Here is a 15316-nt window from a genome sequence, read left to right as displayed (position 1 = left end):
TCAGACTAACTTCCTCCGACTATGGCACAGCAAGAAAAATCCTTGGCGGTATGCCTTGAAATACTTCAAGACTATACTGCCAAGGACTTTTCTTTGTTTGCCGTGCTGACAACGGCTGACTTTTATAGCCACAATTCGCAGTCCCATTTTTATCGCACAATCCAAACGACATAAAACAGTGGCACGCCACCTTTCCATGTCTCAGTAGTACGGCATGAGGAAAAGTGTTTCTTTTTGTCGGTTGCAAGCTAACCGATTAAAAGAAACACCATTCCTTGATTTGCCGTACAATTTTGTTTTGCATGTTCCAACATATACAAATTCCATTTTCCAAAACATTTGCAAGACGAAGTTGTATCCATTTCTCAGAAATGAGTATGCGATAATCGTGCAGTCCAAAAACTTCCGTGAAGTTTCTATTTTCATTTGCCGCTCTGATTTTCTTTCCTCCACAGGGTCTTTCCTTTTGGCATCAACCGTTATCGTGCAGGTGCAAAGGTATGGCAGCGGGCTTTGGAAATAAAAGGTCGAGCCTTCGGTTTTCGAAAAAATCTCCACACCGTTGGGTAGTATTTTTCCGAAAAATTCTTTATAATCTGCTGAATAGCTTAAAATGAGCGATTTATAAGTGTTCAACCTCAATAGAGGTAATGATTTGGCAATAGTCACAACTTCTGCAATATGCATATGTTTGCTTTGCCTAACAACTCTTTACAGTTGCAAAAATACAAAATAAAAATGAAACCACACTATGTTGGTGCAAAAAAACAATAGTCATAAAACAAAGATTAACTTCGCCTTATGACTATTGTTGTCCACATTAAACTTATTTATCATTTAATTGGTTCCGCATGCACATAGTATTCACTGTTTATAGGGTCTTCCCCGTCAGTTTTAAGTATCAGTACCATGCGAGAATGTTTTGTACGCCAATATGCTTTAATATCAGCATCTTCGGGTAGTGCCTTAAACGTTTTACACAGCGAAGCCTTTTCTGTTTCTTTTATAGTACTATGTGCTTCATAGTACTGGTCCATAATCTTCAACAGACCTTCTCTTTCACGTTCAAGCACGCCTAACATATATTCCTTGTCGTTTTTGTCTTTTGCTCCTTTCAGTACAATACGTAACTCTGCATACGGTTTTGTAATGTCTTCTTTGTAGGCAGTAGGTGGAGTTAGGATAAACTCACGGCTCTTGTCCAGCAAGCAATATTCTGTTAGTTCGGGGTTCTTGGAATTATACCTTACGTTATCCCAATCGTAACCAAAGAATCCATCATTCACCAAATAGAGCCTCTTTCGGGCTTGATAGACAATACGGCCATCTTTATAGCCATTGGCATAGACAATAGTATTGTCATGAGGCGTGAAGAAGTATGTGCTCCACCAATAGGAAGTATTCAAACAGTTTGTCTTACGTTCCATGATTCCAAAGCTATCTGGCATATCACGACAATCACTCGTCCAAGTAATTGAATCGTAGTAGTTGTAATAGGCATTATCTGAAGAGTTGAAACCATATTCATCGGTAAGCTCAAATGTTACAAGGCAGAAGGTCTGAAACACAGGGTCTGTGTTGTCTTTGTCGTCTTCTGCATAGTATGCCTTAATCTTAAACTTGCAGTTGTCGGGAACAGAACGGTCAATATCCGTATCATACGTGTAACTTTTCTTCATCATTTCCAAATCGGTTTCGGTCATGCGTTTATATACAATCATGCCATATATAGACTTGTAACCATTGCTGCCATCACTCGTCGCTCCCAATTTTTGTATGGTGTACATTAAGGTCTTGCCATTCGACTCGTCAAGCTTAAGAATCTGCATGTATCTGCTGTCTGTTGTCTGCTTGTTGCTGCCAAACAGTATGAAGCCTTTGTCCATGTCATAAGTCCATGATACACGACTGAAACAAAAGGCTGGCAAGGCATCACTATAAAAATAACTAAAAGCTTGCTGTGATGTCTCAAACCAAAAGTGTGTAGGGCTGCCACCAAATCTGTCTTTCCAAAATTCCTCCTTGCTCAACTTTCCGTTTTCCTGTACCTCATAAGTGGCAATACTCTCCCAACCATAGCCCTTGACCTTACTCTGTATTTCTTCTGCTGCTATTGGCTTTCTCCCTTTTAGCACACAGCACCCCTCATCATTAACAGTATAGGTTTGGTTGAATAGATTCATATCCAACTTACATTGCTCAACACTCAATTCCTCAGACTTATCGCAACTGCCAAATACAACAGTGCAAGCTACGATGAGTGCTATTAACCAAAACTTCTTAGTCATAATAATCCAAATTTAAAGATTTTACATATAGACAGATTACGGATTTTCAGTGTTTCAAATTCTGCTGTCCAAGATAACTGAGTGCAAAAATACAAAAGTATCAACGTAATAGTGCATTTTTTTATTTTTTATAACACTCAAAACATACTTTTGTGCAAATAAAGGAAGAATAAACTACACCTGACAAATCTATTTACATATTTCTATGCACTGCCTACAGTTGGTACACTCACTTTCTGCAACCGTTGGGAGCAAAATTTCTTCGCCCTCATGGTGGAGCGAGGCGTTTTGGGGTTCCCAAAACATAACCTCGCTCCCTCCTCTAAGAACAAAAGACGAGATATTTGCCTTTCGGCTTTCCATGCCCAAGGTTGCAGACCTTAATTCTCTCAATTTGCGCCAAACATCAAAGCTGCCACATTGAAAGAACAAGGTCACAGACACAAGCTACTTTGTACATGGAGTTTGCAAAGGAACAGGTGATATTTTCAGTGTGAAACTTGCCAAGTGTTTCAGTTGTGTGTTGTTGATTTCCTTTGTGAACTATGCCGAGTGTGTTATGTGTGCTGTGGGTCCTCGGTATAGTCTGCATAAATCTAATGCCATGCTAAAACACTGCGGAGGTTCGCCCAAGTGGCTGGAGGCGCAAAGCCTCCAAGGAACGTTGCTGCAACCATTTCGGAGAATAGAGCGGTTGCCAATTAATCCACAAGCACATTTTACAGCGTACCAAGTGAGGGCATGTAAAACGTTGAATTGTTGAAGATAGGTGTTATCTTTATGAGAACCAACCACTTATACCCTCAACAAACTCTCAACAAATAGCTCTACACAACAAATTACTGGGCAAAAAAGAAAGAAAGGAATGGTGTTCATGGTTTTCTCTTTTCAACATTATCTTTCTTTTGTTGAGAGATTTGTTGAGAATATGTTGAGCCGTAAATACCTGATGTTCAATACTTCTTTCATCATATTCAACAATTCAACAAAAATAAGGGGTGTTTTGTCCGTCATTTTTATGAACAGAACTCATCCCCCTACAAGTAAGAATGTCATGCTTATGCTTCAGTACTTATTCACGACAGTACGACAGCGCCAAGCCAACAAACAAGCAAGAGGACATTCAACTAAAGGCGGTTGTTCTTCTATTGAGTTGTAGGATGATGACACTACTTTTCTCTTTTGCCCCATACAATCTCTTGAAGATGGTGGCACGAAACCGAGCTGCCCCGTATGAGTTTATACGGAAGCAAAGGGCAACAATCATCGGAAAGCCATACAACGTTTGCCAAATGCCATTGGAAGTTTCCTGTTTCTGTTGGACTTCCGACACCGTCAATAAACCATCCTTGTATATTGACCTTATCACAGCATGGAGTTTCATGGCGGTGACATGAAGCATATCAACCAATTCACCCTCACTCATCCACAAGTCTTGCAAGTTGGACGGAATGGATAACATTCCATTTCCGTCCACGGTGATTACAGTCCTTTTCATGCCATTCCCCCCATTGTCGGCATATGCCCCTTGATTCGACTTTCAAAAGCTGATATGTCATGCTCCAATTTAGTACTTGTCACCTTTGCGTAAATTTGTGTTGTGGCGATGTCCGTATGTCCCAGTATCTTGCTTACACTCTCTATCGGCATACCGTAGTTTAAAGCCAAAACTGCGAACGAATGCCGGGAGACATGAAATGAAATTCGCTTCTTGATGCCACACATTTTTGCCACTTTCTTTATACGCTTGTTTACCATGTCAAGTGAGCCAATATTAAACAAGTGCATATCTTTTCTCAATGGCTTGTAACGTTCAATTATCTGTATGGCTGCATCTATCAGTTTAATTTTGAATGGTACGCCTGTCTTTTGACGCTGAGAAACTATCCATGGAGACCCACTTATAATGGCAACATTGTCCTCTGTAAGATTCTTGATGTCAACGAAAGAGATACCTGTCCAACAACCAAACATAAACAAGTCTCTCGCAAAAGCAAAGTTGGGATTTTCCAACTCTATTCCTGCAAATATGTCCAATTCTTCCTCTGTCAAGAACTCACGCTCCTTGTGGTCTGGGTCAACGTGGTACATGGCAAACGGATTTCTCTGTATCTTGCCGTTGTAGTGTGCTGCCGTGACGATATGCTTCAATGGTATGGAGTATATCCAAATGGTAGATTGCGTGAGTCCAATGACATTCTTCAAATACAGACAAAAATCACGGATGAACTCCTCGGTAAGCTCATTCATGGACATATCGCTGCGCTTGTACTGAAATTTGATGAACTCGGCAACGTACTTTCTTACCGTCAGATACTTGCGGTAGGTTCGGACAGCTCGGTCTTTTCCCACGCGTTGGGCAAAGGCTGCGTTCTCCTTGTCAAAAGCTCTGAGTAATGTCTCATACTCCGTACCTATGCCTTGATATGCGTTTCTCACCATTTCAGCGGTAACGAACGCCTCACGGTCGGAAAGCCGTTGGTAATGCTTAGCGATTTGAGCCTTGATGTTATCAAGCGCAAAGTTCACCTCATTGGCTTCCTTGCTTCTGCCTTTGGCTCTGTTGCCCTTGGCATCCCATATCGCCTTGGTCACGCTCAGCTTGCAACTGAACTGTGCGATAGTTCCGTTGATTGTCACACGTCCCATGATAGGGACAATTCCGTTTCTCTCCTTGCTTCCGTTTACATAGAAGACTGTCTTGAATGTACTTCTCATAATTCCTTGCTTTTTGTTCTGTGCAAAATTAAATCATGAGAGTTGCATGGCAAATTCACAACCTGTGCAGAATTGAGAAGTAAAAACCGAAGCCGTTAAAAATGCTTATTAGAGCGTTTCTTTGAGGTAATGACTTGAAAGCGTTTCTACTTCTCAAATCCGCCATTTTCGCATTTCCTCACGAATGCCACAAAAAGCCAACGACTGCCACAACCACTTGAAACTCAAAACAAAAGCTCAAATCTGCTATTTTTTGCTTTTTTAGTCATTCTTTTTCCGAAAAACCTTGTATTTCCAGCCTCGCCGCCCTTGAAAGGCACCTGAAACGAAACGACCGATGCGACAGGAAGACGCAAAAAAAATGTCGGAAAAGGGAGCGACAAAAAGGTGAAGAAACGAGAACTTCCCTTCAGCTCCTGGAACCGCAAATAAATTTAATTCAAGGCTATATGACAACAAACATCAATATAACACAGACTTGGTGGAGATTACTCTCCGCAGTCGGCTCAACCCTCATCACTTTGGTGGTTTGGTTGGGATATATGGCTCTCTGCATGGTCGGTGAAGTCATATTGGGAATTGTGAAGTTCATCTTCGGCATCATCATTTCCATTCTTTCTATGGTGGTACTGATTGGAACATTCATTTGGTTATTAACACTTTAAAGTACAAGCGATATGAACAGAAGCATTGAAGCGATACCTACATGGGCACTCTGCTACATCATCAATGGCGATGCAAGCGGACTGACTGACGAGGAAATCCGTATGGTGGACGAAGCCATGCGCAAGAACAATATTGAGATAGTAAGTCCAAGATACAACGAGGACATGTGCACAGAACCTTACTTCAGCCGTTATCCGTTCTTCGGACTGCCTACAGAAGTTGAGGACTGCGACATCATCTATCACGAGTAACAACCCCTTTAACAACATCAGATATGAACACTACAGAATATTTCAAGAGAACCATACAAGCCTATTTGGAGGAGCGAGCAATGGAGGACGAACTCTTTGCAGCCAAGTATGACAACCCCGACAAGAACATAGACGATTGCGTCACCTATATCCTTAATTGGGTACAGAAGAGCGGTTGCAACGGCTTTTGCGATGACGAGATATATGGGCAAGCCATCCACTACTACGAGGAGAAGGACATCGAGGTCGGCAAACCATTGAACTGCCAAGTGTCTGTTAACCACCACATCGAACTCACAGAGGAGGAGAAGGCACAGGCAAGACAGGAAGCCATCCGCCAATATCAGCAAGAGCAGATGAACAAGATGCGTAACAGAGATACCGCCAAGCGCACCTCACAGAGAACGGAAACAGAAGTACACCAACCATCATTATTCGACACGTTATGAAACCAAGAACGAAATATCAGAAGCAAGTCGTAACCTCAAACAAGGGGTTACGACCTATCAAGGGAGCGCAAATGCAATGGGCATTCCGTGAATGTCTTGACCACTATGCCTTTCAGTTGAAGCACGGACAGACCACCTGCATGGACTGCGGACACACTTGGACTACGGACGAGGATGCGGACAAATGTGTCTGTCCGAAGTGTAAGGCAAAGTTGGAAGTGCAACGCACCAAGCGACAGAAGGCAATATCTTCTACCTATTTCAGTGTACTCTCCGAGCGCAAGGGACTACAACTTATGCGAGCATTTCAGATGAAAGCCTATTACCGCAAGGGACAAAAGGCAGAAATCAATTGTTGGGAGGTGGCACGCTATTGGATGAACGAAAAAGGCAAGGTGGAGGTTATGGCACGCAAGCGCACAATGGGTATCTATATGGACACGTTCTGCTACGACTCCGACATTGAACTGCGCAGGGACAACACCACCTATCAGCATATTGCTTCATTTCCGGTCTGCCCCGATATGAAAGTCATTCCTCAGATATGGCGCAACGGCTTTGACGGAGCGTTTCACGGCATCAAACCGCTTACATTGTTCAAGGCGATGCTGACAGACCACCGCATCGAAACGATGATGAAACAATGTAGTTACGGACACGTCCGCCACTTCACAGACCACCCACGGCACTTGGAAACTTGTTGGAATGCCTACAAGATAGCCAACCGCAACCATTACCTTATTACAGACATCGGCAAATGGGCGGACTACATCTGTATGTTGGTAGAAATGGGCAAGGACATCAGAAGTCCACATTACATTTGCCCCGACAACCTTGAAGCCGAGCACGACAGAATATCCGAGAAAATCAGAGCCAAGAAAGAAAAGGAGCGCACCGAGGAGGAGATACGCAAGGCATTGAAGAACGAGGACAAGTTCAAGGAAATGAAGAGCCGTTTCTTCGGTTTGATGTTCACGGACGGCAATATCGTGGTGAGAATGCTTGAAAGCGTCAGGGAGCACGTTCTTGAGGGCAAGGCGATGCATCATTGCGTAGGCAGCGGTACAAACTATTCACTCAATCCCGACTGCATCATCTTCTCAGCAAGAATAGCCGAACAAAGGGTTGAGACCGTGGAGTTTTCACTCGAACAGATGAAAGTCGTACAATGCCACGGACTACAGAACAAGGACACCGAGCACCATGCCGACATCATCAACTTGGTGAACAGCAATGCAAGACTTATAGAGCAACGAATGGTTGCAACAACATAAAATCCATATCGGCGGAGCGATGAAAATTCGTTCCGCCACTTTCTTGAGCCGAGGAGCGGAAAAGAAAGTGGCAAAGAAACCGCCTTTTCCTTATCTGCGATGCTTGCAATCGGGTAGGAGGTAAATGCTAGTCATAAAAGGCATTTGCCTCCTATTTTCACATTTACCGACCTCCCACACCACCGTACGTGCGGTTCCGCATACGGCGGTTTCGTGCTTTCTCATCTTGCGATGTGTGGCAAGTTGATTTCAGTTATCCCTATGAGTAGCGTCACTTCTATCCTATTGTCGGATTCCGTCCTATCGTCTTGAATAGAGAGTTCCTTTCGGACATCTGACGAGGAGTCTCACAAGGTAACATTCATTTACTATTGCACTGCACGATTCAGTCCTTCCCTATAAGCACACGTGCCTTGGGTACTATGACCTCTGCTGACTTCTCACGGCAAGCTTTACTCCGTCATTGTACATCGAATTATTCATCTTCACCCATGCGTCCGTGAGACCTCCTCGGATAAGGGCTTATTCTTTCCATCTTATACCCACTTCATTTACACCAACCATTCCGAATAGCTATGGGACTTTGATTTGTCTTGCAATCTCATCCATGGTCAAATGCCTTGTATGAAGTTTCTGTGCGTTAGGTCAGATGTTTGCCGCCAGCTTCTTTCAGATTCCACCTCACGATGGACACCCTTGCTATTGGCTATACGATTCCCGCTATTAGGGCTCGTTAGGGACTTGCACCCATTAGAATAAGCTCATGCCGAGCATACAAGAACAAAGGACAGCCCCCAATCAAAAGGACTGTCCTATTTTATAAAACCTTATTCTATGGAGTAAACAAGAGCAGATACTCCATTTTTCTTCTTCGCTCAATGGAAGGCACTATCTTTCCATTCCACCTTTTGAAGTCCACATAGTCACGATAGCTGTTTCTGTTGCCACTTCGCATCTTGGCATACATCCGGCTTTTCATCACCTTTCCACACCCCACATTGTAGGCAAGTGCAGCCAAGAGCAGCGAGTCACGACCGAAACCACGGAACATGGCGCAAAGCTTTCTGAGGTCAGAGCGCAGCAAGGCATCGGCTTGCCGCTCCGTCATTTTTGGAGAGAACCGCTCGCCAGGCAACAGCTTGTGCCCATATCCGACATAAGGATGGTGCTTCGGTCCGTGCAGACCCTCGTACTTCTTGATGCAGGCGACAGCCAACTCAAAACGTGACACATGACAAACTCGCTTTATCGCCCCTTGCGTCTGGGCAGACAAGCTGCCCGATACAAGAAGCAAGGCTAACAATATCATCAACCTCATACGCTACCGAGTTTGTTGGCACTTCTCGCAAACTCTTCCTCCTCATCAGTATCGTTGAAACAGAACTCCATTTCGTATGACTTGCCGAAGTTGTCCTCTACCACCACGGTCAGCGTCTGTGTCTCCGTACTTGCCGAAGTGTAGTAAAGACGGAACTTCTCGTTCTCCAACAGATAGCGGTCGTTTGGCTGGAACACCGTTCCGTTCTCCATTCTCAGCGAACCTTTTCCGTCATGCTGAAAATAGCGGATGGTATAGATGGTGCCGTCAAACTTTCCCTCCGCCTTCAACTCGCAGCGGATTTCAACGGTCTGTCCACGCACAATGTCCTTTGGCACAGGCATCGTCTCCACCTTGAACGGATACGACTGCTGAATGTCCAGCTCATCGCTGCACGATGAAAGGATTACCGACACGGCACACACGAAAAGGAATGCCAATACGCTCACTGATTTCTTGATTTTATTGTTCTTCTTCATTGTCTTGATGTTTTTGAATGATTGTTACTTTCTTGTCTTATGGCTCATCAGGTACTCGTTCAAGTCCTTGTAACCTGTGTATAGATGCGAATGGTCAATGACCTTATTGCCATATCGCTTTTGCAATTCGACACAGGCATTCTCGCCAGCCTCGTCATTGTCCAAGTGACAATACACTTGTGCATAGCCATCTAAAAGATGATGCACCTTTTGCATATTAGTCACCGAATTGAGAATAATATGATCCTCACCACGACCTATGTCAAGAATTACGGCAGAGAGAAAATCCATAAAACCCTCGTACAGATGGCAGACGTTGTTGTTCCTGCCAATGAGAGTGACGTCCTTTGGCGACACGCAACCTTTGAAGAAACGGTTGCGTATCTCGTAGCCATCGCTGTTGTTCTTGAAACCGACAGCAAAGAACTGTTTGCCATTGTATCGGTATTCCACTTGACAGCAGAAACGGCTCGCCACGTCAGCTGATATGCCACGCTCACGCAAGTACTGCCGAAGTGCAGGATGACTCAAAGGCTTTTCCACAATATCACTAAAGGGATTGCCTTTCGCCTTCACAGCCTTTTCCGCTATTCTTTGATGATGCGGAAACGATGTTGGGAAGCTGCCACCAAGTGTTTCAGATATGAACTTGGCTTGCGCCACAAACTCATTGCTGTTGATGAACTCCCCTGCGAGGTTGAAGATGTCACCACCTCTGGCGATGCCATAGTCATACCAGACATTCTTGTCCGTTGATACCCGAAGCGAAGGATTGCGGTCGTTGCGGTATGGCGCATGATACCAAAGTCCCGAAGCCTTGTGCTTGACAGGCTCAATGCCGAGAACATAGAGAAAGTCCACAATAGGCACTTGTTTGATTTCATTGATGTCCATAGGCTCACTGTTTTAGTTGATGATGAACTTCATGCCGATGCCAAACTGCGTGTGGAAATGTCCCGTGCTGTTGCCCCAAACAAGCCTTTCCTTAACGGAAGCGGTCAAAGCTATAGCATCCGACAGGTATATTTCCGTTTCCAATGCCACGGCACCGCCATAGATAAACGCTCCCTTGTTCTGCAAGGTCGCTCCGTCCGACATGGTTCTTTTGCCCCAGTTTACGGACTCATAGCCAGCCAGTGCCGTACCTCCGATATAGAACAGCACCGTCTTGCTGTTGTCGGAAAGGAAGTTGTAGGAATAACCGAACTCGCCCGTCATTTGTGCCATTGGAACGGAAGTTTCACGGTAAGGCTGATGTACTTGCAGATATTCCGCCCCATACGTCCACTTGTCACCACCCTTGGTATAGCTCGAAAGTCCGAGACCTGCATAATAGCCAGCTTTGCAGGACTTCTTGCCGTTATATACTCCGTCAGCCATGCCGACCTTCACCTCAATGCCTTTCATCTGAGGAAGACATCTTTGGGCGAATGCCTGCCCTGCGGTGAGGGCAAGCATTGCCATGATTGCAATGTTTCTTCTTTTCATCCGTTACTTCACGCTAAGTTCGTTGATTGTCAAAGCTCGCACCAAGTCGCTGTTCTCCACGACAAACGACTGATGGCGACCGCCTTCCTTCTCGTTCATCTCCACGACAAGCTCCTTGTCGTCGGGAATGGTAAATTTCGGCAAGCAGAACACCGTCTGCTCCGTTTTCTTGCCAGCCACACGCACCACATAGTTGTAGGCACGGACAGGAAGAAGTACCTGCTCCTGAATGGCGGTTCGCTTCGCCACCTTCTTGTCCACCACCTTGAACGTGATATAGTCCACGTCAAACGGCACGTTGCTCTGGTTCTTGATTTCTGTGTGGAAATACAGCAAGTCGCTGTGTACATAGATGCCCTTCAAAAAGTACTGGATTCCGAAACGCTTGCTGCCGATGTGCTTCACCTTGCGCTTGTTCTCCTTATGGATTGACTTCATGATGAGGTGTACCAGCATGGGACTTTCCTTGCCCAAATCCTTGAGATAAATCTCCTGCGCATTGTTCGGACGGTTCACCGCCTCACCGTCATGGATGAAGTCCGCCATCTCGATATTGAGCATGAGCGGTTCCTTGGCATACTTCACATTGAAGGTGTAGAATGAGCCATCCTCCGTGATGACGCTCATATTGGTCTCTTTCTTGAAGTTCTTCACGGCTGCTTTTACACGGATAACATTCTCCGCACCGTCCGCCTTGCCAGCTATCAAATCCTCTGATCCCAAGTCAACGTACTTGACAGAGGCAGGAAAGAGAATATGAACCGTCTTGTCATAAGTCACTTCCAAACCATGAGGTGGAATCATGCGGTCGAAGGTCAGCTTCTTGGTCAAGCCGTGATAGAGGTTGCAGTTCTCTTCCTTCTGCGGATACACCTCCTTGGTCAAGGTCAGTTTCTCTTCCTGGTCGGAAGAAACAGTGCTTACTTGCTCAGTCTTTACAGACTTCTGCGCTTTTTTCTTGCCTGTCTTCTGCGCTGATGCAGTGCAGGCTACGCCCAGCATAAGGGCGAACATGATTGTTGTCTTCTTCATTTTAGTTTGCTTTTAATTAAACTTTTGGATTAAGTGGTATAAATGTTGTTGCCTTTCGGCTAATCTTCCTCTTGGTAGAGCATGACCCTGTAGCCAGCCTTCAGGTGTATCTTGACGGTACGCATCTTCTTGGAGATATACTGCGACACGCCTTGTATGACACCTTTTCCCAAGTCGGAGGCAAGCTGTGCCCCGGCATTGGAGGAAATGTTGATGCTGCTGTTCAGCGAGCTTCCCATGTTGGCACCGACTTCCTTGGCTGCGTCAACCTCCATCGACTTCGGGATGAAGATGCCCTCCTGACCGTCATTGTCATAGACTGCAAGCTCAATCGGGATAATCATGCCGTTGTGCTCAATGGACTTCAAGGCTATGGAAAGCCTTTCGCCTTGCAATCGTGCCACTCCGACAATGACAGAATTTCGTGGTATCTCCCTATTGCCGACACGCATAGATTCCAACAATCTCAACCTTACTGCCTGTCCGTCCGTTATGGTCTGGTTGCCGTGGATGCAGGCAGAAATCGTGTTTTTGTCGGAAACACCACCTCTCCCGATGGCGGTATTGAATATTGCCGAAGCCTTTTCCGAGTAAGAGGCGACAAACTCCCCGTTACTCATGGGGCGGTTCAAGGACGAAACTACACGCCTTTGCACTTGCCTTACAGAGGAAACCTTGGCTTTCTTGCCCTTGGTGACAGCTTCCTTGTTTTCCTCTGTTGCAGTTTCTGCTGATGAAGGACTTGCCGCATTGGCATTTCCACCAGGCATGTACTTTGCCGCAAGTTGGTAGGACTTCTCCATAAGGGCGACTTGCTCGTCCATATTGGAACGCTTGTTTTCCTGTTGTATCATGCTTGCCTCCAGCTCATCAAGACGTTTCCTCAACTCAGCATCTTCGCTGCTTCCCCCTTGCTGTGGCTGTTCATAGAAACCGCCCAAGGTTGTGTTCAAGGTTTGGTATGCCTCGGCAGACGAGCGGATGGCATCCGCCTCCTGTCTTTCCGCTTTTGTTGGCTGCTGCCCAGACTGCATCAGGTCAAAGTCCTTTTCTTGCCGTGTAACAGTCGAATCAATGCCCGGCATGTACTCACCAAGAGTGTTCATTACTCTGCTTTTTTCCTTTTGCTTATTGGCAAGATCCTCCTTGGAATATGCCTTGCGCTTGTCCGCCTCCACATCTGTCTTCTCCGCATCGGGCATTTCCATGTTGAATCCCTTGCTGCCTTTCTCTCCCTCTGATGCAGACGGCTTGAAGATGAGCCATAGCACCAGACCGCAGACGAGGCACATGCACGGTATGGCAATCATCTTGTTACGCTTGATACGCTGCTCTGCGGTCAAAGGCTTCTTTTCCTTTGGAGCCTTATCCGGCTCCACCTTGTCATTCTTCTCTTTCTCCATGTATCAATTCATTCAGGTTGGTCACTTGCTGCCCCTTGTCGGTGGGCAACTTTACACTCTCTATGTGCTCAACCTCTATATTAGAGGTCTTGCCGTTTCCGAAGTTGATGATGGCTGAACCTATCATGTAAAGGCTACAGAGGGCAAACAAGCCGAACATGACGAGCACGACTTTCAGTCTCACCCTTGGCGGAAGGGAATCCAGCCTGTCACGCAGTCTTCCCTTCATACCATTCACCTTTTCTTGGATTGTCTTAATCGGATTTTCCATTCTTGCTATTTTTATCGTTCTACTGTACTGATGTCCCTGTTCTCCACAATGGTGAAACCTTCAATGGTAAAACCATTCGGGTTATCGTCGGAGCGTGTGGCATTCACCAACCTGCATACGGTGACAAGACTTCTCTCCGTCACATTGCTCTCTCGGAGTATCACCTGCCGTGCGTAGGTCTTGGCTTGATAAGGGTAGTTATCAAAGTTACAGACCACGCTGTCAACTTGCAGCGACTGGTTGATGTTTCCCGCAATGAGTCGGTTATAAAAACCTTTCTCCGCAAAGTCCTGGTAATAGTTGTATGCGCTCTTGTCTGCCAGCAGCAAGGCTCGTTTCACGTTGTGCTCGATGGCGCTCTTTTCGGGAGATAGCGTAAAGAACAGCTCATGAAAGCGTCTCACGTGTTCCCTTGCCTCGGCAGGTCTGTTCTGTGAGAGGTCTTGCGAGAGGGCGAGCATCAGCGACTTGCCTCCGTCAAGGACGTATATCTTCTCGCGCTGCTTTTCCGCAAATCGGAATGCGAACACCACCGAACATATTGCAACAACAGCGCAACCGATGACGAGGACGATGCAGAACAGGCGTATCTGTCTGAACGAGGTCTCGATATTCTTCAATGACTTGAATTCCATTTTTCTTTTCGTTGTATTGTTCATGAATGACTATATTTTCTTAAATCCGCTCTTGATGAGCCTTCCGGCACGTCCTGCCACATTTCCAGCCGTTGCTCCTGCGATGCTTCCGCCCAGTGAGCCTGCCGTGTTCACGTTCCGGTTGTAGTTGCCGATGCCGCCACCTGCCTGTATAATCCAGCCTGCCACGGTCGGTATGGTGAAGTAACCGATGATTCCGATGATGAGGAAAACGATGTAAACACCGTTGCTTGCCTCAATGGAAAAATTCGGGTCGTTCTGCAATGCCTCGATGTCGTTTTGCAGCATCAGCACCTGTATCTTGGCAAGGATGGTACTGAACAAGTCCGAAACGGGTAGCCAGAGATAAATCTGTATGTACCTGCAGAACCATTGCGTCAGCGTGGACTGGAATCCGTCCCATACCGATATGGCGAAACAAAGCGGTCCGAGGATGGACAGGACGATGAGGAAGAATGTCCTCAGCACGTCTATGACCAGTGCAGCGGCTTGGAACAGCAGTTCCAGCAGTTCACGGAAGAAATCACGGATGATCTTTTTCATGCTGTACATGCCACGCTCCACATACATTCCTGCCATTGTCACCACGTCGCCGGGTGACCAGCCGAGTTCGTCAAGCTGCTTGTCAAACTCCTCGTTGCTTACAAGGTATGCAGTTTCCGGATTGCGTTTCATCGCCTCATACTCCAGTTTGTCTTTCTGCGCCCGGTATTCATTCATGTCGAAGGTCTGTGTCTCCAGCATGGAATGTGTACCTTGAACGATGGGACTCATCACGCTGTTGAGCGTACCGAGCACGATGGTCGGGAAGAACATGATGGCAAGTCCGATGGCAAACGGACGGAGCAGCGGAAATACATCTATCGGCTCTGCCCTTGACAGTGACTGCCAAACCCTCAGGGCGACATAGAACAGCGCCCCAAGTCCTGCAAGTCCCTTGGCGATGTCCGTCATGTCGGAGCACAGCGGCATCATCTCGTCATACAGGGAACGCAGTATCTGGTGAAGATTCTCGAAATCCAT

Annotated in this window: 15 protein-coding genes; 3 read left to right on the top strand and 12 right to left on the bottom strand. The window is 46.0% G+C overall.

What is annotated here, in order from left to right:
• Positions 1 to 833: 833 nt before the first annotated feature.
• From KUA48_RS12725 to KUA48_RS12715, 3 genes are all read right to left on the bottom strand, one after another.
• Positions 834 to 2288, bottom strand: a complete 1455-nt coding sequence (locus KUA48_RS12725; protein ID WP_089545425.1) for a hypothetical protein — start codon at positions 2286 to 2288, stop codon at positions 834 to 836.
• 1123 nt (positions 2289 to 3411) lie between these two features.
• Positions 3412 to 3786, bottom strand: a complete 375-nt coding sequence (locus KUA48_RS12720; protein ID WP_038606222.1) for a hypothetical protein — start codon at positions 3784 to 3786, stop codon at positions 3412 to 3414.
• Positions 3783 to 5006: a site-specific integrase gene (locus KUA48_RS12715; RefSeq protein ID WP_022459668.1), complete on the bottom strand. Its 1224-nt coding sequence runs from the start codon at positions 5004 to 5006 to the stop codon at positions 3783 to 3785. Before KUA48_RS12715 ends, KUA48_RS12720 begins: the two co-directional genes overlap by 4 nt.
• Positions 5007 to 5683: 677 nt before the next feature.
• On the opposite strand from KUA48_RS12715, the gene KUA48_RS12710 reads away from it, so the two are divergent.
• Genes KUA48_RS12710 through KUA48_RS12700 form a run of 3 tightly spaced genes read left to right on the top strand, consistent with a single transcriptional unit; the run spans position 5684 to position 7646 of the window.
• Positions 5684 to 5923, top strand: coding sequence for a hypothetical protein (locus KUA48_RS12710; protein ID WP_068856519.1), 240 nt, complete (start codon positions 5684 to 5686; stop codon positions 5921 to 5923).
• Between the two features lie 23 nt (positions 5924 to 5946).
• The gene (locus tag KUA48_RS12705; protein WP_004312216.1) at positions 5947 to 6372 is read left to right on the top strand and encodes a PcfK-like family protein; all 426 of its coding nucleotides are present in this window, start codon (positions 5947 to 5949) and stop codon (positions 6370 to 6372) included.
• Positions 6369 to 7646: a PcfJ domain-containing protein gene (locus tag KUA48_RS12700; protein WP_218432282.1), complete on the top strand. Its 1278-nt coding sequence runs from the start codon at positions 6369 to 6371 to the stop codon at positions 7644 to 7646. Before KUA48_RS12705 ends, KUA48_RS12700 begins: the two co-directional genes overlap by 4 nt.
• 832 nt (positions 7647 to 8478) lie before the next feature.
• Here the strand turns inward: KUA48_RS12700 and KUA48_RS12695 are convergent.
• From KUA48_RS12695 to traJ, 9 genes are read right to left on the bottom strand one after another with little or no spacing between them, the layout of a single operon-like run.
• Positions 8479 to 8964 (bottom strand): lysozyme, encoded by a 486-nt coding sequence (locus tag KUA48_RS12695; protein ID WP_218432283.1) that lies wholly within the window; start codon positions 8962 to 8964, stop codon positions 8479 to 8481.
• Positions 8961 to 9452: a DUF3872 domain-containing protein gene (locus tag KUA48_RS12690; RefSeq protein WP_371833711.1), complete on the bottom strand. Its 492-nt coding sequence runs from the start codon at positions 9450 to 9452 to the stop codon at positions 8961 to 8963. The genes KUA48_RS12695 and KUA48_RS12690 overlap by 4 nt, the downstream gene beginning before the upstream one ends.
• A gap of 15 nt (positions 9453 to 9467) precedes the next feature.
• A complete protein-coding gene (locus tag KUA48_RS12685) occupies positions 9468 to 10337 on the bottom strand; it encodes a toprim domain-containing protein (protein WP_218432285.1) in 870 nt (289 codons plus the stop codon).
• Between the two features lie 12 nt (positions 10338 to 10349).
• Positions 10350 to 10931 carry a conjugal transfer protein TraO gene (locus tag KUA48_RS12680; RefSeq protein WP_218432286.1) on the bottom strand — a complete coding sequence of 194 codons (582 nt, stop codon included), beginning with the start codon at positions 10929 to 10931 and terminating at the stop codon, positions 10350 to 10352.
• 3 nt (positions 10932 to 10934) lie between these two features.
• A complete protein-coding gene (gene traN, locus KUA48_RS12675; RefSeq protein WP_218432287.1) occupies positions 10935 to 11963 on the bottom strand; it encodes a conjugative transposon protein TraN in 1029 nt (342 codons plus the stop codon).
• Positions 11964 to 12022: 59 nt separating this feature from the next.
• A complete protein-coding gene (gene traM / locus KUA48_RS12670) occupies positions 12023 to 13366 on the bottom strand; it encodes a conjugative transposon protein TraM (protein ID WP_218432292.1) in 1344 nt (447 codons plus the stop codon).
• On the bottom strand, positions 13347 to 13637 hold the full coding sequence (locus tag KUA48_RS12665; protein ID WP_153089026.1) for a TraL conjugative transposon family protein: 291 nt from the start codon (positions 13635 to 13637) through the stop codon (positions 13347 to 13349). The genes traM and KUA48_RS12665 overlap by 20 nt, the downstream gene beginning before the upstream one ends.
• 11 nt (positions 13638 to 13648) lie before the next feature.
• Positions 13649 to 14272, bottom strand: a complete 624-nt coding sequence (gene traK, locus KUA48_RS12660; protein WP_068856390.1) for a conjugative transposon protein TraK — start codon at positions 14270 to 14272, stop codon at positions 13649 to 13651.
• A 30-nt stretch (positions 14273 to 14302) separates the two neighbouring features.
• Positions 14303 to 15316, bottom strand: coding sequence for a conjugative transposon protein TraJ (gene traJ / locus KUA48_RS12655; protein WP_218432293.1), 1014 nt, complete (start codon positions 15314 to 15316; stop codon positions 14303 to 14305).

The organism is Segatella copri (genome assembly GCF_019249795.2).
Lineage (GTDB): Bacteria > Bacteroidota > Bacteroidia > Bacteroidales > Bacteroidaceae > Prevotella > Prevotella copri_B.
The sequence above is the reverse complement of the archived record's forward strand: the minus strand, read 5'-3'. Positions and strand labels throughout refer to the sequence as shown.